This is a genomic window from Azospirillum thermophilum (assembly GCF_003130795.1).
In the GTDB taxonomy this organism is placed as follows: domain Bacteria; phylum Pseudomonadota; class Alphaproteobacteria; order Azospirillales; family Azospirillaceae; genus Azospirillum; species Azospirillum thermophilum.
On record NZ_CP029354.1, the window covers coordinates 220,698 to 238,521 of the forward strand.

The 17,824-nt window shown below is 70.2% G+C and carries 18 protein-coding genes; 6 read left to right on the top strand and 12 right to left on the bottom strand.

Translation table 11 applies throughout. The features are described from left to right. Together flgK and DEW08_RS19300 are read right to left on the bottom strand one after the other, a co-directional pair. Positions 1-1,413, bottom strand: coding sequence for a flagellar hook-associated protein FlgK (flgK, locus tag DEW08_RS19295; RefSeq protein ID WP_109330327.1), 1,413 nt, complete (start codon positions 1,411-1,413; stop codon positions 1-3). A gap of 25 nt (positions 1,414-1,438) precedes the next feature. After that, on the bottom strand, positions 1,439-2,665 hold the full coding sequence (locus DEW08_RS19300; protein WP_109330330.1) for a flagellar hook protein FlgE: 1,227 nt from the start codon (positions 2,663-2,665) through the stop codon (positions 1,439-1,441). Between the two features lie 247 nt (positions 2,666-2,912). Here DEW08_RS19300 and DEW08_RS19305 point away from each other — a divergent pair, with 247 nt between their 5' ends. Next, complete coding sequence (locus DEW08_RS19305) at positions 2,913-3,347, top strand: hypothetical protein (protein WP_109330333.1); 435 nt, start codon at positions 2,913-2,915, stop codon at positions 3,345-3,347. A gap of 16 nt (positions 3,348-3,363) precedes the next feature. Here the strand turns inward: DEW08_RS19305 and DEW08_RS19310 are convergent, their stop codons facing one another. From DEW08_RS19310 to DEW08_RS19320, 3 genes are all read right to left on the bottom strand, one after another. Further along, positions 3,364-4,386: a flagellar motor protein MotB gene (locus DEW08_RS19310; protein WP_109330335.1), complete on the bottom strand. Its 1,023-nt coding sequence runs from the start codon at positions 4,384-4,386 to the stop codon at positions 3,364-3,366. A gap of 195 nt (positions 4,387-4,581) precedes the next feature. After that, positions 4,582-5,286 (bottom strand): motility-associated protein, encoded by a 705-nt coding sequence (locus tag DEW08_RS19315; RefSeq protein WP_245986773.1) that lies wholly within the window; start codon positions 5,284-5,286, stop codon positions 4,582-4,584. Positions 5,287-5,373: 87 nt separating this feature from the next. Further along, entirely contained in the window at positions 5,374-7,908 is a 2,535-nt protein-coding gene (locus DEW08_RS19320; protein ID WP_245986775.1) for a hypothetical protein, read from the bottom strand. Between the two features lie 143 nt (positions 7,909-8,051). On the opposite strand from DEW08_RS19320, the gene flgF reads away from it, so the two are divergent. Genes flgF through DEW08_RS19355 form a run of 5 tightly spaced genes read left to right on the top strand, consistent with a single transcriptional unit; the run spans position 8,052 to position 11,564 of the window. Beyond that, the gene (gene flgF, locus DEW08_RS19335; protein ID WP_109330339.1) at positions 8,052-8,783 is read left to right on the top strand and encodes a flagellar basal-body rod protein FlgF; all 732 of its coding nucleotides are present in this window, start codon (positions 8,052-8,054) and stop codon (positions 8,781-8,783) included. A 15-nt stretch (positions 8,784-8,798) separates the two neighbouring features. After that, positions 8,799-9,584: a flagellar basal-body rod protein FlgG gene (gene flgG / locus DEW08_RS19340; protein WP_109330341.1), complete on the top strand. Its 786-nt coding sequence runs from the start codon at positions 8,799-8,801 to the stop codon at positions 9,582-9,584. A 5-nt stretch (positions 9,585-9,589) separates the two neighbouring features. Continuing rightward, entirely contained in the window at positions 9,590-10,297 is a 708-nt protein-coding gene (gene flgA / locus DEW08_RS19345; protein ID WP_109330343.1) for a flagellar basal body P-ring formation chaperone FlgA, read from the top strand. Between the two features lie 44 nt (positions 10,298-10,341). Next, the gene (gene flgH, locus DEW08_RS19350) at positions 10,342-11,073 is read left to right on the top strand and encodes a flagellar basal body L-ring protein FlgH (RefSeq protein WP_109330345.1); all 732 of its coding nucleotides are present in this window, start codon (positions 10,342-10,344) and stop codon (positions 11,071-11,073) included. Between the two features lie 14 nt (positions 11,074-11,087). Further along, the gene (locus DEW08_RS19355; protein WP_109330348.1) at positions 11,088-11,564 is read left to right on the top strand and encodes a hypothetical protein; all 477 of its coding nucleotides are present in this window, start codon (positions 11,088-11,090) and stop codon (positions 11,562-11,564) included. A gap of 27 nt (positions 11,565-11,591) precedes the next feature. Here DEW08_RS19355 and DEW08_RS31290 read toward each other — a convergent pair whose 3' ends face one another. The 7 genes from DEW08_RS31290 to DEW08_RS19385 all read right to left on the bottom strand — a co-directional run bounded on the left by DEW08_RS31290 (position 11,592) and on the right by DEW08_RS19385 (position 17,755). Further along, on the bottom strand, positions 11,592-12,056 hold the full coding sequence (locus DEW08_RS31290; protein ID WP_168220428.1) for a hypothetical protein: 465 nt from the start codon (positions 12,054-12,056) through the stop codon (positions 11,592-11,594). A gap of 466 nt (positions 12,057-12,522) precedes the next feature. Beyond that, the gene (locus tag DEW08_RS19360) at positions 12,523-13,230 is read right to left on the bottom strand and encodes a flagellar hook assembly protein FlgD (protein ID WP_109330350.1); all 708 of its coding nucleotides are present in this window, start codon (positions 13,228-13,230) and stop codon (positions 12,523-12,525) included. 15 nt (positions 13,231-13,245) lie between these two features. After that, positions 13,246-14,712, bottom strand: coding sequence for a flagellar hook-length control protein FliK (locus DEW08_RS19365; protein ID WP_109330352.1), 1,467 nt, complete (start codon positions 14,710-14,712; stop codon positions 13,246-13,248). An 18-nt stretch (positions 14,713-14,730) separates the two neighbouring features. Continuing rightward, positions 14,731-15,465 carry a MotE family protein gene (locus DEW08_RS19370; RefSeq protein WP_109330354.1) on the bottom strand — a complete coding sequence of 245 codons (735 nt, stop codon included), beginning with the start codon at positions 15,463-15,465 and terminating at the stop codon, positions 14,731-14,733. After that, the gene (locus DEW08_RS31555; protein WP_181449463.1) at positions 15,462-16,196 is read right to left on the bottom strand and encodes a DUF6468 domain-containing protein; all 735 of its coding nucleotides are present in this window, start codon (positions 16,194-16,196) and stop codon (positions 15,462-15,464) included. The genes DEW08_RS19370 and DEW08_RS31555 overlap by 4 nt, the downstream gene beginning before the upstream one ends. Then, a complete protein-coding gene (fliM, locus tag DEW08_RS19380; RefSeq protein WP_109330356.1) occupies positions 16,177-17,217 on the bottom strand; it encodes a flagellar motor switch protein FliM in 1,041 nt (346 codons plus the stop codon). The genes DEW08_RS31555 and fliM overlap by 20 nt, the downstream gene beginning before the upstream one ends. A gap of 28 nt (positions 17,218-17,245) precedes the next feature. After that, positions 17,246-17,755: a flagellar basal body-associated FliL family protein gene (locus tag DEW08_RS19385; RefSeq protein ID WP_109330358.1), complete on the bottom strand. Its 510-nt coding sequence runs from the start codon at positions 17,753-17,755 to the stop codon at positions 17,246-17,248. Positions 17,756-17,824 lie beyond the last annotated feature (69 nt).

A 17,824-nucleotide genomic window follows, 5' to 3' on the forward strand; every position in this document is an offset into this window, starting at 1 on the left:
TCAGTTCCGGAGCTGGAGCAGCGTGTCGAGCATGCGGCCGGCGACCTGGATCACCTGGGCGCTGGCGCCGTAGCTCTGCTCGATGAGCTGGAGCTTCTGCATTTCGGTGTCGATGTTCACGCCGTCGCGGTTGATGCGGGCGCTTTCCAGCACGTCCGCGCTGATCTTTCGGCTCTTCATGTCGGACTCCGCGGTGGTGCGGTAGCCCTGCTGGGTGGAGACCATCGCCTTGGCAAAGTCCCCGAGCGTGGCGGTGCCCGGCGTGTCGGGGGCCGTGAAGCCGGTGCTGGTCTTGAAGACCGCGAGGTACTTCTTGATCTGCGTCTGGTCGCCGGGCGGGAGCGGCGTCGCGGCCTGCATGCCGCTCTGCACGCGCCAGCTGTTGCCCTGGACGACGGAATTGACCTGCAGGCGCGTGGCGAGGCCGTCGGTCGAGGCGGGGGTCGGCGGATTGCCGTCGACGAACAGGCCCGGCTTGGTCGGATCGGCCTCGGCGTCCTGGAAGCCCTTGACCAGCCCGGCCGCCAGCGTGTCGAGCTGCTTCAGGACCTTCGGCATGTCCTGGGTGGCGACCTGGACATACCCCATGATCCGGCCGCTCTGGATGTCCTGCTCCGGATTGGCGGAGATCACCTTGCCGCCGGCGGTCAGCTCGAAGCCGGCCGCCGTCTGGTTCACCTGCAGCGGCTGCGCGCCCGGCGCCAGCTCACGGTCCAGAAGGGTCTGGCCGTTGCGGGTCATCACCACCACCTGCCCGTCCTCGCGGGTGTAGGTGCGGATGCCGATCTCCTGCGAGACGCTGTCCAGCAGGCGGTCGCGCTGGTCGCGCAGGTCGGTGGAGTCGCCCTTGATGGCTTCCTGGTAGGAGATCTTCTGGTTCAGCTGGCTGATCTGGACCAGCGCCTTGTTGACGTCCTCGACCGAGTTCTTCATCCGCTCGACCGCGTCCGCCTGGGCGGTCGTCGCGGCGGAGGCGGTGTCGCGGATGCTGCGGGCCAGGCCGTTGGCGCGGTCGACGACCGCCTGCTGCGCCGCTTCGTCCTCCGGCTGGCCGTGAAGCTGGCTGAAGGTCTGCTGCAGCTTGGCGACGGCGGTGGCCACCGAACGCTCGTCCTGCGGCTGGCCCAGCACGTCGGTGTACTGCGACAGGGCGGAGGCGCGCGCCTCCTGGGCGGTATAGCGGCTCTGCTCGAAGCGGGCGTCGCGGATCAGCATCTCGTCGACGCGGCGGGCGATGCCCTCCACCCGCACGCCGTCGCCGTGGCCGCCGGTGAAGGAGGCGGTGATGTCCAGCTCCTTGCGGACGAAGCCGGGAGTGGTGGCGTTGCTGATGTTGTGCGAGACGGTCGCGGCCTGGAGCTGCGTGGAGCGCAGTCCCGACAAGGCGGCGTAGAGCGCGGTCTGGATGCTCATGGGTCAGGTCTCCCGGTCGCCGTGGTCAGCGCTTCAGCCGCGTCGTCTCTTCCACCATCTCGTCGGTGGTGCGGACGATGGTGGCGTTCGACGAATAGGCACGCTGCGTCTCGATCAGCGAGACCAGCTCCTCGGCGATGTCGACGTTGGACTGCTCCAGCGCATAGCCTTCCACCGCCCCGACCGAACCGCTGTTTCCGGCGGACAGGGACAGAGCGCCGCTGTCGGAGCCCAGCGTGTAGGTGTTGCCGTCCTGGACCTTCAGCCCGTCGGGGTTCACCACGTCGGCCACCGGGACCTGGTAGAGCGACTGGCGGGCGCCGTTGTCGTAGATCGCCCACAGCTTGCCGGTCTTGTCGATCTCGACCGTGGTGACCTTGCCGGCCTTGGCGCCGTCGCCCACCAGCTTCGGCACATAGTCGCCGTTGAACTGGGTCAGGTTCTCCATCCCGACCTTGATGGTGTCGACGCCGTCGGGAGAGGTCACCGTGATGGTCGGGAGCGCGCCGGTGGGCAGGCCGGCGCTGGGGCCGGTCGCGCCGAAGGTGACGGTCGTCGGCAGGCCGGCGACCGTATAGCCGCCCGTCGCGGTGCCGTTCAGCGACCACTCGTTGGGGTTGGCGGTCTTCGTCCAGGTCAGCTTGAGGTCCCGCGTATTGCCGAGACCGTCGTAGAATCCCGACGTCGTGTCGAAGGTGGAGCCGTTGGCGGCCTGGGCCGGCAGGTTGCCGGAGAAGGTCATGGCCGTGGTGCGGCTGCCGCCGTAGGCGAGGTTGCCGACCTTCACCGTGGTCAGGCTGTCGAAGCTGGACTTGCTCACCGCCGGCAGGCTGCCGTCCGGGTTCAGCTTCCAGCCCTGCAGGTACTGGCCGGCGCTGTTGCGCAGATATCCTTCGTCGTCCGGCAGGAAGCTGCCGGCGCGCGTCAGGCCGAAGGTCGGCGCGCCGTCGGCGGCCGTCGACTTGTTGGCGATGACGAAGAAGCCGCGCCCGCCGATCGCCATGTCGGTCGAGGACTGGGTTCCCTGGATGGTTCCGTCCTTCTGCACCTGATAGTGCACGTTGGACTGCACGCCGCCGGCCGAATAGGTCGTGGTCGAACCGGAGCCGGTCACCAGCGTGGAGAAATCGACGGCCGCGCGCTTGTAGCCCACCGTCGCGGAGTTGCTGATGTTGTCCGAGATGGCGGCCAACCGCGAGCTTTGCGCGGACATGCCGCTGACACCGGACCGCATGGCGCTGAACAGGCTCATCGAGGGATCCTCTTGTCACGACTGGGGAACGAAGGGGAAGTCCCGGGATTCTCCACGATGGACTTGATGCTCGGACAGTACAGATGCCGCTTTAAAGGCGGTTTAAAGGGAAAACCCGGCAATTCATGCCGGTTTTTATGCAGATTCGCCTTGTCTCCGCATCGCCGGGATTCCCGGCCCGCCGTCGATGGACGCTCACACCGCTTTCGAGGTATGCTGCAATCCAACGAGCCCGCACGGTGACGCCATGGACGAGTTGAAGCCCCTGCTCCTCCAGCTTCTGACCAAGGTCGACGTCATCCAGTCGGATGTCACCGGCCTCAAGGCGGATGTGGCCGAACTGAAGGCGGATGTCGCGGTGCTGAAGACGGATGTGGCGGAGCTGAAGGCGGATGTGGCGGAGCTGAAGGCGGACGTGGCGGAGCTGAAGGCGGACGTCGCGGTGCTGAAGGCGGATGTGGCTGAGTTGAAGTCCAACGTCTCGACGCTCAACGCCGATGTCGCCACGCTGAAATCCGACGTCTCCTCGCTGACGGAAGGGCAGGCCCGCCTGGAGACGGAGGCCCGCCAGATCAAGGAGGTGGTGGGCACCGTCCGCATGCGGGAGATCGCCCGTCTCGACGGCCGGATCGACCAGCTCGCCCAGGATGTCGCCCTGGGCCGGAGACCGGCCGCCGAGTGACGGTTTCCGTGGCGGATCAGCCGCCGGTCGGGGCCGAGCGCAGCAGCGTGATGCTGATGCGGCGGTTGCGCGGGTCGAGCGGACTGCCCTGTTCCAGATGGTCGAGGTCGGCGCGGCCTTCGACGCGGGTGATGCGTTGTGCCGGGACGCCGGCCGAGATCAGCTCCCGCCGGGCGGCGTTGGCGCGGTCGCTCGACAGCTCCCAGTTCCCGTACTTCGCGCCATCGGCATAGCCGAGCGCGTCGGTGTGGCCGCTGATGCTCAGCGCGTTGGGAGCCGCCGCGACCGCCGAAGCGACGAGACGCATCAGGCGCCGTCCCTGATCGTTCATCCGGGCCGAGCCGACCGCGAACATCGAGAACTTCGCCTGGTCGGTCAACTGGATGCGCAGGCCTTCCGGGACCTGCTGGATGATCACGCTGTCCGACAGGGCGCTCAGCTCGGGGGAGCCGGCGATGCGCCTGCGCAGGTCGCGTTCGGTCTGCTCCAGGGCGAACTGCTCGTTCAGCGCCGAGGTCTGGCGGTCCAGCAGAGCCTCCAGCTCGGCCCGGGCATCGCGCTGGGCGCCTTGCTGCTGCTGCGCCTGCTGCTGGGCGGCCTGGGCCTGCTGCGCGGTGCCGCGCTCGGCCGGCGGGGCGGGGCTGCCCGGCGGGTTCGGCATCGGGTCCTTGCGCCCGGCCGGTTCGCGGTCGCTTTCCCCGACCGATGCGACCACCGGCGGCGAGGCCACCGGGATGCTGTGCTCGCCGGGAGCGTTCGGCGTGGACAGCGCGCCCGACTTGTCGACCGCGCGCCCGGACAGCATGCCGTCCGCGCCCGAATTGGCCTGCGACAGGGCGACGGGGTTGAAGTAGTCGGCGATGCCCTTCCTCTGCTCGACCGTGGTGATGTTCATCAGCCACATGATCAGGAAGAAGGTCATCATCGCCGTCACGAAGTCGGCATAGGCCAGCTTCCAGGAGCCGTTGTGCTCCTCCTCGTCCTCGATCGGGCGCCGCTTGATGATGATGGTGGGATCCAGGCGCTTGCGCGGTGCCATCGGCCGGCCCTCACGCCACGGCCTGGCGTCCCTCGCGGGCCTTGGCCTGCGAGGTCAGCGTGGTGGCCACCTCGACCTCGGCGAGGCTCGGCTGGATGTCGGCGAACAGCACCTTGCGGGCGAACTCCGCGCAGACCTGCGGAGGGCTGCCGCGCAGGTACGCGCCGAGGCCGGCCTTGATGCAGATGTAGAGGTTCAGCTCCGACTCCCGGCGGTGGCGGGCGGCGCTGGCGATGGGCCGACAAGGCCGTAGGAGAGCAGCACGCCGAGGAAGGTGCCGGTCAGCGCGCCGCCGATCATGCGGCCCAGCACCTCGGGCGGCTCGCTGATGGCGCTCATCGCGTTGATGACGCCCAGCACCGCCGCGACGATGCCCAGCGCCGGCAGGGCGTCGGCGAGGTTCTGCAGCGCCTTCGGCACCTGGTTCATCTCGCGGCTTATCGTCTCGATCTCCTCGCTCATCAGCGCTTCCAGATCGTGGGGATTGTCCTGGCCCAGCGCGATCAGCCGGAGGTAGTCGCACAGGAAGGTCAGGCTGCGCTCGTGGCGGAAGACCGCCGGATACTGGGTGAAGATCGGGCTGTCGCCGGGCTTGTCGATGTCCTGCTCGATCTGCGAGACGCCCTTGGATTTCGCCACGCGGAGCAGCGCGTAGAGAAGCGAGATCACGTCGAGATAGTCGTTCTTGTTCGATCGGTGGCCGCGGGCGACGAAGCCCACGGTGCGCACCGTATCGCGCAGCACGCTCGGCGTATTGGCGATGACATAGCCGCCGACGCCGGCGCCGATGATGATCACGATCTCGACGGGTTGCCACAGCACGCCCATGCGTCCGCCCATGGCGGCGAAGCCGCCGAGCACGCTCAGGAACACCGCAACGATACCGAACAGCAAACGCATGTCTCTTGTCCTCCGGCTCGACCGACCTGCCCGGCCTTCCCTTCTGCGGTACGGCTTCGACGGTAGGGGGCGGCGATTAAAGCGGCTTTACGGGTTGGCTTTGCGGGACGCCTCGGGACCGGCCTGCCAGCGCTGCAGCACGCCGGCCAGCGCGTCGGCCGCGGCGAGCTGGCGCGTCACCTCGGCGGCGGCGAGCGGCTTGTTGCCGGCGGGCGGAATGGCCAGCGCCTCCAGCAGGCCCTGCCAGCGGGTGCCGGCCAGCCGGGCGCGGTGGCGTTCGGCCGTGGCGTTGACCGCCTCCTGGTCGCCGGCGCGGAAGGCGGCGAGCGCCTGATAGGCGATGTCGTCGGGGCCGCCGTTGCCCTGGTCGACCAGTTCGGCGAAGGCGGCGCGGGCGGCCGTCCACTCGCCGGCGCGGAACAGGCTCTGCGCCCGGATGCGGCCGGCCTCCGGACCGGCGATGCCGCGCAGCGAATCGATGGCGCGCATCGCGTCGCCGTCCGTGGCGAAGGCCTCCGCCCGCAGCAGGGCGCGGCGCTCCGCCAGCGCCGGTTCCAGCGCCGAACCGGCGGTGCTGCCCAGCACCTCCAGCGCCTCGCCGGCCCGCCCGCTGTCGAGCAGCACGCGCGCCAGCTCCAGCCCGATCTCCGTCCGGCGGGTGCCGCGGGCCTCCTCGGCCAGCGCATGCAGAAGGCGCGAGGCCTCCAGCACATAGCCGTCGCGCGCCAGGATGCGCGCCAGGCGCCGCTGCTGCGTCGCCTCCTCGTCGTCCATCTGCGCGATGGCGCGGCCGTGGCGCACCTGCAGCGCCAGCGAGTCGAGCGCGCCCGGCCTGGTCTGTTCCAGCCGGTCCATCACCACCATCAGCAGGCTGCGCCCGGCGGAAAGCGCCGTGCGGCCGCGCGCGGTGGCACCGAAGCGCCGGCCGAGCACGCCGAACAGCTCCAGCGCCTGTTCGGTCTTGCCGACGCGGGTGTAGGCCTCGCCCAGCGCCGCCAGCGCATCGGTTTCCACATCGTCGCCGCGCCAGGCGAAGCGCAGCGCCTCCAGTTCCGCGATCGTTCCGGCGTCGTCGAGCGCGCCGGACATGCGGCGCAGCTCGATGGAACGGATCTTGGCGCGATGGCCGTAGAGGCCCGGCGCCTGCGCGGCCTTCTGGTAGCGCTCCAGCGCCGCCGCCGGCTCGTTCTGCAGCTCGCCCAGTCGGCCGCGGAAATAGTCGATCCGCCCGTCGGCGCTGTTCGGCCCGTCCAGCGTGATCATTTCCAGCACGATCATGTTCAGCGAGGCCGCGTCGAACACGCCCGCCGCCTCGGCCAGCAGGGTCAGCAGCCGGGCGCGCAGGTCGGGCGGGTAGTCCAGCAGCCGCTTCAGCACGATCGGCAGGCCCTCCTTCGCGGCGGACCAGCGGGCGGGTGCCAGGGTGGCGCTGCGCCAGACATGGTGATCGGGGGCGGCGCCGGGCGGGGTGCGGACGAAGATGCTGTCCTGCGGATCGGCGGTGCCGTCCAGCGCGCGGAAGGCGTCGGCGAGGATGCGCAGCTCATAGCGCTGGTCGGGGGCCGGGTCGTGGCTGTCGGCGGCATCGAGGGCGGCGCGGCCTTCCTCCGACATCGCGCGGGCCAGAGCGAATCGCGCCATGGCGATCAGCGCATCGACGCGCGCCCGTCCGCTCGACATGGTGATCGCCTGCTCCAGCGCCTGCTTGCGGGCGACATAGTCGGTGCCGGCCCAGGCCGTCAGGTCGAAGGGACGCAGCGGCGGCGGTTCCGGCTGCGCCGGGGCCGTGACCGTGGCCTTCGGCGGAGCGGCCGGCTTGTCGGTCTGCTGCAGCTTCCTGATCGTCTGGTCCACGCTCTGCCGCACCGACTGCTCCAGCGTGTCGGGTGCCGGCGCCGTCGTCTTCACCGGGATTGCCATGGCCGGCGGCTGTGCCGGGGGCGGAGCCGGCTGAGCGGCCGGGGCGGGCTGCGGGGCCGGCTGCTGCGCCTGCGGAGGCTGCGGCGCCGGGGGGCGCAGGGGGATCGGCTGGGCCTGGGCGCTGGCGATCGGGGCGAAGGCCGCCGCGATCTCTTCCCCCAGGGACGGGCCGGGGCCGGGCGCCGCCGGGTTCTGGGCTGCCGCACTCTGGGCTGCCGCACTCTGGGCCACCTGCTCGGCCTGCGGGTCCTCCGCGGGGGCCTCGGCGACCGGCGGCGCGTCCTCGAACATGAAGGGCGGCGGTTCCGGCTTGTAGCCGGGCACCGGCGGCCCGGCCACGTCGATCATGGTGATGTTTCGTTCGCGCAGGGTCCGGACGCGCGCGCCGCAGCTCCATTCCAGGGAGAAGCCCTTGCCGTCCTCGGCGATCTGGAAGCCGGTCATCCGCTTCGAATAGGCGGCGGCGATCTCCTCGGCCGGCCAGGCCGCGGGCTTGGCGAGGCTGATGCGTCCGCCGCAGGGTCCGATCTCCACCTCCGGCTCCTCGCGCGCATTCACCAGCGCCAGCCGCGAGAAGTCGGCATGGTCGCCGATCTGCAGCTTCACCGGCGTCCTGGCCGATGCCGCCAATGCCGGCAGCGCCGTGGTCATCATCAGCAGCGCGATCATGGCGGAGAAGCGCCGGTCCTTGCAGGGATACATCGCAGCCGTCCCAAATTTTATCTAAATCGTAGACGAGGCGGGTCAGACACCGACCAGTCATCGGACCGGGGGCGCAGGTTGAAACCCGGCTTTAAACTGCATCGCCTAGGTTAAGGCCACGTTCAAACTCCAGGTGCTCGGCGATGGAAAATCCCATTTACATTGGATTGTCGCGACAAGTGGCGCTGCGCCGGCAGCTTGAGGTGATCGCGAACAACGTCGCCAACATGAATACAGCCGGATTCCGGGCGGAGCGCACGCTGTTCGAGGCGGCGATGGAACGCGGCGGGCGCAAGCCCAGCGATCAGGTCGCCTTCACGATCGACCGCGCCACCTATACCGACATGCGCTCCGGCAGCCTCGCGCCGACCAACAATCCCTACGACGTGGCGCTCGACGGCGACGGCTGGCTGCAGGTGCGCACCCCCGACGGCGTGCGCTACACCCGCGACGGCCGGATGCGGCGCGACATGGACGGGCAGCTCGTCAACGCCAGCGGCCACCCCTATCTCGACGACAACCAGCAGCCGATCGTCATTCCTTCGGACCGCACCGTCGTCTCCATCGGCTCGGACGGGCTGATATCGGCCGACAACGAGATGCTGGCCCGGCTGCGCGTCGCCCGCTTCACCAACACGCAGGCCCTGCGCCAGACCGGCGACGTCCTGTTCGCCGCCGATCCCGGCGCCGAACCGCTGCCCGCCCCGAACACCCGGGTCATCCAGGGCAAGCTGGAACAATCGAACGTCCAGAGCATCGCCGAGGTCACGCGGATGATGGATCTGACCCGCGACTACCAGGCGGTCACCCGCATGGTGGACGAAGGGCAGGAGCTGATGCGCTCCGCCATCAACCGCCTCGGCAAGTCGTCCTAAAGGAGTTCCCCTTCCATGCGAGTCCTCAACATCGCCTCGACCGGCATGATGGCCCAGCAGTTGAACGTCGAGGTCATCTCCAACAACATCGCCAACATCAACACCACCGCCTACAAGCGTGGCCGGGCCGAGTTCCAGGACCTGATGTACCAGTCCGAGCGGCGGCAGGGCGCCCAGTCCACCGACAGCGGCACCATCGTCCCGACCGGCATCGAGATCGGCCTCGGCGTGCGGCCGGCCTCGGTCAACCGCATCAACACCACCGGCAACCTGACCTCCACCGGCAACGAGCTGGACGTCGCCATCGAGGGGCGCGGCTACTTCAACGTCCGCATGCCGGGCGGCGACACCGCCTATACCCGCGCCGGCGGTTTCAAGCTGTCGCCGGAGGGCACCATCGTCACCGCCGACGGTTATCCGATCATGCCGGAGGTCACGGTGCCGCAGGGCACCCGCGAGATCGTCATCAACCGCTCGGGCGAGGTGCAGGCCTATGTCGACGGCCAGACCAAGCCGCGCACGCTGGGCCAGCTCGTCATGTCGGTCTTCGTCAACGAATCGGGGCTGGAGGCGATGGGCGACAACCTGTTCCGCGCCACTCCGGCGTCGGGCGAGGCGCAGGACGGGGCGGGCGGCCAGGCCGGTTTCGGCACCATCCGGCAGAAGTACCTGGAGTCCTCCAACGTCAACGTCGTGCAGGAGATCACCGACCTCATCTCGGCCCAGCGCGCCTACGAGATGAACGCGAAGGTCGTCGAGGCCGGCGACCAGATGGCCTCGACCCTGTCGAACATGCGGTAATTGCCATGGCCCTGCTCCGCACCCTCCGTCGCACCGTCCTGGCGCTGGCCGTCCTGGCCGCCGGGCCGGCGCTCGCCCTGTCGCCGGCAGACGGTTCCGTCGAATCGCTGCTGGCCCGCGAGCTGGCCTCGACGCTGGGCGGAGCGGTGCCGTCCGACGCCCGCGTGTCGGTCGTGCTGACCGCCCCCTTCGGCGGGTCGGTGGAGGCGGTGCGCGACCTGTCCTACGATCCGCGCAGCGGCAGCCTGCGGGCGCTGGTCAGCAGCGACGGCCGCATCGTCGAGCTGAAGGCGAAGGCCGAGATCCTGGTGGAGGTGCCGGTGCCGACCCGCCGCATCCTGCCGGGGGAAATCATCGGCGACGGCGACCTCACCACGGTGACCATGCCGATGGAGCGGCTGAACGACACGGTGGTCACCTCGCGCGAGACGCTCCTGGGCCAGGCGAGCCGCCGGCAGCTTCCGCCCGGCCGCCTGATCCAGACCTCCGCCGTCGGGGTGCCCATCGTGGTCCAGCGCAACAAGCAGGTGAGCCTCGTTTACGAGGACGGGCCGCTGCAGCTCGTCGCGCGCGGCCGGGCGCTCCAGGACGGCGGCGTGGGCGAGGTCGTGCGCGTCATGAACAACTCCAGCAACATCGTCGTCACCGGGGTCATCACCGGCCCGCAGACGGTCGCCGTGGCCGGATCGCAGCAGCAGCCGGGCAAGCCGTGAGCCCGCGCATCACCAGCCTTCGGGCGGAAAGGGAGAGTCTCCGCATGCGCAACACCCTGCTTCCCATCCTGGCGACGGCCCTGGCGCTCGCCGGCTGCGGACGCCTGTCGGAGATCGGGCAGGCGCCCTCCCTGTCGGAAATCTCCAACCCCGCCCTGTCGCCGGAGGCCCGCGTCATCTCCATGCCGATGCCGCGGCCGCAGAACCTGGACCAGGAGCCGAGCTCGCTGTGGCGCGCCGGTTCGCGCGACTTCTTCCGCGACCCGCGGGCCAAGCAGACCGGGGACCTGCTGACGGTGATCATCAACATCGCCGACCAGGCGCAGTTGCAGAACCAGACCCAGCGGTCGCGCTCCAACAACGAGAAGGCCGGGGCGAACAACTTCTTCGGCCTGGAGAGCCGGTTGCCGGCGGTGCTGCCCGACGCGGTGAACCCGTCGAGCCTCGTCGACATGGAGAGCAGCAGCGGTTCCACCGGCAACGGCACGATCCAGCGCAACGAGCGCATCGCCATGCGCGTCGCCGCCGTGGTGACCGAGGTGCTGCCCAACGGCAACTTCGTCATCGCCGGCCGGCAGGAGATGCGGGTGAACTACGAACTGCGCGAGCTGCGGATCGCCGGCGTCATCCGGCCGGAGGACATCACCAACGTGAACACCATCGACTATGACAAGATCGCCGAGGCGCGAATCACCTATGGCGGCCGCGGCCAGATCACCGATGTCCAGCAGCCGCGCTACGGCCAGCAGGTGCTGGACGTGATCCTGCCCTTCTGACGGTCGGACCGGCCATGGAACGCCGCTTCTGGAGGGACAGCGCCCTCTTCCTCGCCAGCGCCGCCGTCGCCGCCGGGATCGGGTACGGCGTCGGCCGGCTCGACCTCGGCACCCGCGCGACGCCGGAGCAGGCCGCCGTCACGGACAAGCCGCTGGAAGGGCCGGGGCCGTTCCTGGTCGACATCGGGCAGCTCATGGTGCCGGTGCTGGTCGACGGCCGCACCAATGCCTTCATCCTGACGCAGATCACGCTGGAAGCCGGCAGCGTGGACCAGGCGAACCTGATCCGCCGCCACATGATCCACGCGCGCAGCGCGTTGCTGCAGGGGCTGTTCGGGCTGGCCGGCACGGGCTTCTTCGACGGCCCGACCGTCGATCCGGCCGCCGCCTCGCGCGCGCTGCGCCAGAGCGCCAACGAGCAGCTCGGCAGCAACATCGTCAAGGGCGTGCTGATCGACCGGCTGATGCGGCAGGAGAACACCCGCCTCTGACGCCCCCGCTTCCGGCCGGCGGCCCGTTCAGGGGGCCGCGGCCGCAGGGGCGGCCGGCCGGGCAGGTCCCGCATAGGCGTCGTAATAGTCCCAGATCATGTTGTTGGCGTAGAACAGGCCGGCCTTGAACACCGAAAGACCGGCATAGAGCCCGACCGCCCCCGCCCCGGTGCCGGTCGCGTAGTAGGACAGGCCGAGCATCACCGGCATGTTCACCGCCTTGTAGGTGACGAATTTCGCGGTGGTGCGCCAGGCGCTCTCCTCCAGCACCTCCTGGGGCGTCCGCGCCTCGGCCGAGCGGGGATAGAGCGTGTCCCACAGGTAGTCGGTGGCGACGTAGCTGCCGTAGGAGTAGGCGGTGATCAGCGCCGACATGCCGGTCCCGTCGAGCGCGCTCCCCGTGAGGTAGGAGAAGGCCAGCAGGTTGGTCAGGAAGGTCCCGGTCTTGTAGGTCAGGCCGCGCACCGCCGAGTTGCCGATCGAGGCGTCCACCGTGTCCGGCAGCGGAGCCCCCGCGGCCCCCGTCTCCGCCGCCCTCGCCTCGGCCGCCCCGCCTCGGCCGCCCCCGCCTCGGCCGCCCGTGCCTGCGGGCTGACGCCGCCCAGCAGCAGGACCGCCATCACGAGGGCGGCGTACGCCCGGCGCCCGGCGCCCCTCTTATCGCATGCATCCATAGGTGAACGGTCCCGCCGCGACCAGTTGTGGGAGGTCGATCTCTCGACCACGGTTGCACAGTGACCATGGAACTCGCTTCACCGTCAATCGGAAAGCAGCGGAACCGGAGTGCTGCGGCAGGAGGGACCTGACCGCCGCCAGTATCTCTTGCGATAGTTATTCGGCGGCAGCGGGAATTGTCGGACCAGCGCCGGCCTGTTCTTTCCCAAGTGTTCGTATGGAACACGAAAGGCCCCGGCGCGGCGTCCGGGGCCTTCGGCGCGGAGCGCCCGAGGCAGGAGGGTCAGGAGGCCGACAGGATGTCGGCGCTGCCGACCGTGGTGCCGCCCTTCAGGACGAACTGGGTGGCGCCGTCCACGCTGCGCACCTCCTTCACCGTGTCGGACACCACGCTGGCGACCTTCAGCGCCTTGCCGTCCTTGTCCTTGGCGGTGAAGCGGACGTGGTAGATGCCGTCGGTCGCGGTGGCGCCGTCGGTCCGCTTGCCGTCCCAGGTGAAGGTCTGGCGGCCGACCTGCGGGTTGCCGGCGGTGCTGTAGATCGGCCGGCCGGCCTCGTCCAGCACCTCGATCTTCACGGACGCGGCGGCGCCGTCGATGGCGTAGGCCATCTGGCCGCTGCCGCCGGACAGCGAGATCTGGTCGGTGGCGGCCTCCACCTTGCGGCCGAGATAGGCCATGTCCATGCGCATCCCGCTGTTCTTCAGCGTTTCGAGCACCTGGGTCAGCGTGTCGTTGGTCTTCACGCCCTGCTCGACGGTCGAGAGCTGGGCGAGCTGCGTCATGAACTGCGTCGCGTCCATCGGCGACAGCGGATCCTGGTTGCGCAATTGCGCGGTCAGCAGCTTCAGGAAGGCCTCGTAATCGACGGTCGGCTTGTTCCCGCCGGAATTGCCGCTGCCCGTCGCCTGGGCGGTCACCTGATTGATCGCCGTGCTCGCCGCCTTGGAGGCGGAGGTCGCGGCGGCGTTGGTCTGGGTGGTCGTGGTCATCGGTGATCCTTGCGTCTAGACGGTGACGTCGACGAGGCCGTCGATCAGGATGGTCGCGCGCTCCGCCGCCGCGGCCTGGACGGGATCCTCCCGCGGGATGAACGGACGCCCGCCGGCGTCCTGGCCGGAGCCCTGGCCCGCCCCCTGTCCCTGTCCCTGTCCCAGGCCGGCGAAGCCGCGGGACTGGTCGTCGCCGCGCAGCGAGAATTGCAGGGTGCCGCCGTCCAGCTCGAACCCGGCGCCCGATAGCGCGCGCTCCAGATGGTGCAGGTCGCGGCGCAGCAGGTTCAGCGTGTCGGCATTCTCCGCCTGCACGTTCAGCGACACGCGGCCGTCGGTGACCTCCGCCACGACGCGGACATGGCCGAGGTCCGGCGGGGTCAGCTCGATCCGGAACTCGCCGCCGCCGGTCTCGACCACCCGCAGCAGGGGCGAGGCGATCTGGGAGGCCGGCGGCCGGGCCGCGGCGGCGTGCTCCGCCACCGTGGCGCTGTAGTGCGAGGCGGCATGGGCGGACAGGGCGGGGAAGCCGTCCACCGCCGTCGCCACCGGCTGGAAGGGCTGGGCCGCCGCCATCGCCTCGCGCGCCGGCGCCGGCTGACCGGGTTGGCCGCCCTGGCCGTTTCCGGTGCCGGCCTGCTGGCCGGCGGCGGAGTCGGCGGCGAGGCGCTGCTGCGGCCGGTCGGCTGCGGACCTGGCGTCGGCGATGCCGTCGCCCGCCGCCTTGTCGGCGCTGCGGGCCTCGCTGCGGGCCGTCTGCCTCGCCTCGCCCTCGGACGCGCCCGCGGACTTGCGCAGCGCCGCCGCGAGAGCCTCGGTCTGGACCTGAGCCGCCTGGTTGGCCGCATCGGCGGCCTGGGCGGCCTGGGCGGCCTGGGCTGCTGCCTGGGCGGTCGTCTGGGGAGCGGCGTCCGCCGCCTGCGCCGCCGGCTGTCCGGCAGCCTGGGGCGCCTTCGCCTGCGCGGCCTGCGCCGTCTGGAGCTGCGCCGCCGCGCCCTTGGCCGCGTCCGCCGCGGTCCTGGCGAGGTCGGCCGCCGTCTGCGCGGCGTTGGCCGGAGGCTGGAGCTCGGGCTGGCCCGCCTCCCTCGCGGCCGCGGCCTGCGCGGCGGCCAGGGCTTCGGCGGTCGCGGTCGCCGCCGCCGTCGTGGGGGCCGTCGCCGCGGCCGTCGGCTGGATCCCCGCTTGGGGAGCCGCCTGGGCGTTGGCGGCCGCCAGCCCCGGCTGGACGGGGGACGTGTCGGCCTGCGGTCCGGTCAGCCAGGGGATGACCGCGGCCAGCGCGGACTCGGCATTGGCCGGTGCACGGCTCTTGCGCGGCTTGGAGTCGTCCTCCTCCGGCAGCTCGTCCTTGCCGGCGGCGTCCACCAGCTCGGCGAAGGGGCTGCCGGAGGGGTCGTCGCGGTCGTCGCGGCCGGCCGGCGCGGCGGGAGCCGGGGAGGGGGCGGCCGTCCGCGGGGCGGCCAGATCGATGGCGCTGGGCATTCTGGGGCCGGTCTCCGCTCAGTTCGTCAGCGAGGGGCGGGCAGGGGTGCCGACAGGAGCGGCGGCACCGGCGCCGGGAACGGCATTGGCCGTGGCGCGGTCGCCGGGCAGGGCGCGGCGCTGCAGCACGATGCGCGTGACCTCGCGGGCCTTGCCGTCCTCCATCTCCGCGATGATCGGGGCGGAGCGGCGCTCCTGCATGCGGTCCAGCACGTCGATGACGATGTCGGTCTCCAGTTCATTGAAGATCCGGGCGGCGTCGCGCGGCTTCATCGTCTCGTAGATCGTCACCATGCGCCGCAGATCCTCCTGCTGCAGGTTGGAGCGCTGCTTCATCAGCGCCTCGACCTCGCGCTTGACCTCGCTCAGCCGCTGGATCTGCATGCCGGCGCGCGTCTCGGCGGCGGCCAGCACCGCCTCGGCCTCGCCCAGGTGGCGAAGACGGTTGGCGGTGTCGGCCTTCTGCTCGGCCAGCGCGTTGCGCAGGGCCGAATCGTTGCAGGACGGGGCCGCCAGCGTCACTTCGGTGGCGGTCGCCGGGGTGGGGGCCGGCGTCACGGCGGCGGTCTGCTGATCCTTCGCCGGGTCCTGCTGCGCCTCGGCCTTCATGTCCTTGGCCCAGGGCCGTTCATGGCTGCCGAACTCGCGGTCGAACTGCTGGGCGATGACCGGGAAGCCGTCCCACAGCGAACCGAGCTTCAGCGGCAGCACCATCAGGATGGCGACCAGCGTGATGGGAAGAATGCGCATCATGGCTCAGGCTCCCGATCCGACGGTGCGCAGCCGCGCATAGAAGGCGCTCGCCGCGACCTGCTGGCGCGCTCCGTCCGCATCCTCCGCGGCGTCCGCCTCCGCCTCCGCGCGGGGGCGGGCCGGCTCTTCGCCCTCGGAACGGACGAGGGAGACGAAGGGGCGGAATCCGCTTCCCTCCGCCGGTGCCTCGGGGGCGCATCCGCCGGCTGGGCGGGCTGCGCCGCCCTGGGGTCCTCGACCGGCGCCGGCCGGGGCTCTGCCGCCGGTCTGGCCGGGAGCGGCGTTGCGGTCAGCGGTGCGGCCGGCGCCGGCGCGGCCTCGCCGCCGTCCTCGTCGAACAGCGACAGCGGCATGCCGCTGCGCGGCGTGCGGGTGCGCGGCATCGGCGCCTCGTCCAGCCGCCGCGCCAGGGCGCGGGCCTGGTGGACGGACTCCTCGATGCGGCGGGCGGTGCGCTCGCAGGAGCCGAGCAGAAGCCCGATCTCCTCCTTCATGACCTTGCCGCGGTCCAGCTCGTCGGCCAGCTTGGCGGAGATCTCGGTGGCGGCGGCGGCCAGCCGCTTTACCGAGGCGTCCGTCTCGTCGATCGTCCGGGAGAAGGTGGTGATCAGGCCGTTGATCTCCGCCTGCCCGGACTTCAGGACGCGCAGGCGCTTGTTGACGATCACCAGGAACACCGTGGCGGTGACCAGCATCACCGCCAGCACGGCATCAATGAGAAAGGAGACCATCGATCAGCTCCTGCTTCGTCTCCAGGTCCGTCTCGATCTTGACGGCGATGTTGTCGTTGCGCTGGCCCATGTGGCCGGCGAACAGCGGCGTCGTCTTGCTCAGCAGCATCACCGGGTTGTCCGGGTCGATGCGCAGCTTCAGCGACGTGCCCTTCTGCCAGTTCAGCACCTCGCCCAGCGGCACCTGCGTCTCGTGCAGTACGGCCGTCAGGTCCAGCTTGGTGCGCATCAGCTCGTTCTTCAGGTGGGTTTCCCACACCGTGTCATGGCCGAACTTCTCGCCCATGAACATCTGCACCAGCTTGCCGCGCACCGGCTCCAGCGTCGCGTAGGGGATCACCACCTCGGCATGGCCGACGCGGCGCTCCACCTCGATCGCCACGCGCACGCGGATGACCGCGTTGGTCCCGCGGGTGATGGTGGCGAACTGCGGGTTGACCTCCAGCCGGTCGAAGGTGAAGTCGACCTGCGCCAGCGGGTCGAAGGACTGGCCGAGGTCCTGCAGGATGACGCGGATCAGCCGCTCGGTCATCTTGCGCTCGATGGAGGTGTAGGCGCGCCCGTCGATCCGGCCCGGCCGGCTGCGCCGCCCGCCCAGCAGGACGTCCATCATGCAGTAGATCAGCGCGCTGTCGACCGACACGACGATCTGGTTGTCCCACTGCTCGGCCCGGGCGACGCCGATCAGCGCCGGCAGCTCGATCGTGTCGAGGAATTCGTTGTAGCGCAGCCAGTCGATCCGCAGCAGCGACGCTTCGACGTTGGTCGACGAGAACTGCCGCAGCGAGGTGTTCAGCAGCCGCACCATCCGGTCGAAGACCACGTCCAGCATCGGCAGACGGTCCTTGTTGACCGTCGTGGAGCTGATCAGCCGCTCGATGGCGCCGGGCTGGTTGGGTTCGTGCTGGGGTGCGTCGAAGTTCAGGAGGCGGTCGATCTCCTCCTGGCTCAGGGTCTTGGTGTCGGTCATGAAGTCGCCCATACCCTCGTCTTTGCCCGCGCTGTCGCTGGGATCGCTCATGAATGCCTCCGAGTGTCTTCGCGGGCCGCTACTGCGTAAGAAGGCTGCGCAGCAGGACGTCGATGACGGCGTCCCGGCCGATGATCAGGTTGAAGCGGCGGCGCAGCTCGGTGCGCAGCCGGTAAAGCCCGTTGGATCCCTGCAGGTCGTGCTGGTCGATGTTGCGCAGGAACTCCTGCTGGGCATCCACCAGATAGGGCAGCACGCTTTCCACCCGCGCCCGGTCCTGCGGCGCGATGGACAGCGTGATGCCGATCTTCAGGTAGCGCGACGGGGTGTCGAGGCGCAGGTTGACGATCACTTCCGGCAGGTCGAGCGTCACCTGCGGGCGCTCCACCTCGTGCGACGGCGTGAAGAGCGCAAGCACCCGGTCGGTGCCGACGGCCATCCAGTATCCGCCGATCCCGGCCGCGATCACCCCTGCGAGCACCGCGAGGCCAAGGGTCAGACGGGCGAGCGGCAGCACGACGACAAGCACCCGGCGGCCAGCCAGCAATCTGGAAAGAACTGCTCGCGCCCCCTCGGCGTCTGTATTCATCGCGCGTGTCCTCTTCAAAATCTCAAAAATTTGAGCAAAGAACCGAAACCATCAAAGTTTATCCACTTC

Coding starts and splice junctions, on each gene's coding strand:
- DEW08_RS19365 (WP_109330352.1), bottom strand. CDS start 14,712: ATGCCCAGCGCCATCGATCTGGCCGCCCCGCGGACGGCCGCCCCCTCC.
- DEW08_RS19355 (WP_109330348.1), top strand. CDS start 11,088: ATGGAACGCCGCTTCTGGAGGGACAGCGCCCTCTTCCTCGCCAGCGCC.
- DEW08_RS31555 (WP_181449463.1), bottom strand. CDS start 16,196: ATGGTCTCCTTTCTCATTGATGCCGTGCTGGCGGTGATGCTGGTCACC.
- DEW08_RS19310 (WP_109330335.1), bottom strand. CDS start 4,386: ATGGCACCGCGCAAGCGCCTGGATCCCACCATCATCATCAAGCGGCGC.
- flgA (WP_109330343.1), top strand. CDS start 9,590: ATGGCCCTGCTCCGCACCCTCCGTCGCACCGTCCTGGCGCTGGCCGTC.
- fliM (WP_109330356.1), bottom strand. CDS start 17,217: ATGAGCGATCCCAGCGACAGCGCGGGCAAAGACGAGGGTATGGGCGAC.
- flgK (WP_109330327.1), bottom strand. CDS start 1,413: ATGAGCATCCAGACCGCGCTCTACGCCGCCTTGTCGGGACTGCGCTCC.
- DEW08_RS19385 (WP_109330358.1), bottom strand. CDS start 17,755: ATGAATACAGACGCCGAGGGGGCGCGAGCAGTTCTTTCCAGATTGCTG.
- DEW08_RS19305 (WP_109330333.1), top strand. CDS start 2,913: ATGGACGAGTTGAAGCCCCTGCTCCTCCAGCTTCTGACCAAGGTCGAC.
- flgF (WP_109330339.1), top strand. CDS start 8,052: ATGGAAAATCCCATTTACATTGGATTGTCGCGACAAGTGGCGCTGCGC.
- DEW08_RS19300 (WP_109330330.1), bottom strand. CDS start 2,665: ATGAGCCTGTTCAGCGCCATGCGGTCCGGTGTCAGCGGCATGTCCGCG.
- DEW08_RS19315 (WP_245986773.1), bottom strand. CDS start 5,286: ATGCGTTTGCTGTTCGGTATCGTTGCGGTGTTCCTGAGCGTGCTCGGC.
- flgH (WP_109330345.1), top strand. CDS start 10,342: ATGCGCAACACCCTGCTTCCCATCCTGGCGACGGCCCTGGCGCTCGCC.
- DEW08_RS19370 (WP_109330354.1), bottom strand. CDS start 15,465: ATGATGCGCATTCTTCCCATCACGCTGGTCGCCATCCTGATGGTGCTG.
- DEW08_RS19360 (WP_109330350.1), bottom strand. CDS start 13,230: ATGACCACGACCACCCAGACCAACGCCGCCGCGACCTCCGCCTCCAAG.
- flgG (WP_109330341.1), top strand. CDS start 8,799: ATGCGAGTCCTCAACATCGCCTCGACCGGCATGATGGCCCAGCAGTTG.
- DEW08_RS19320 (WP_245986775.1), bottom strand. CDS start 7,908: ATGTATCCCTGCAAGGACCGGCGCTTCTCCGCCATGATCGCGCTGCTG.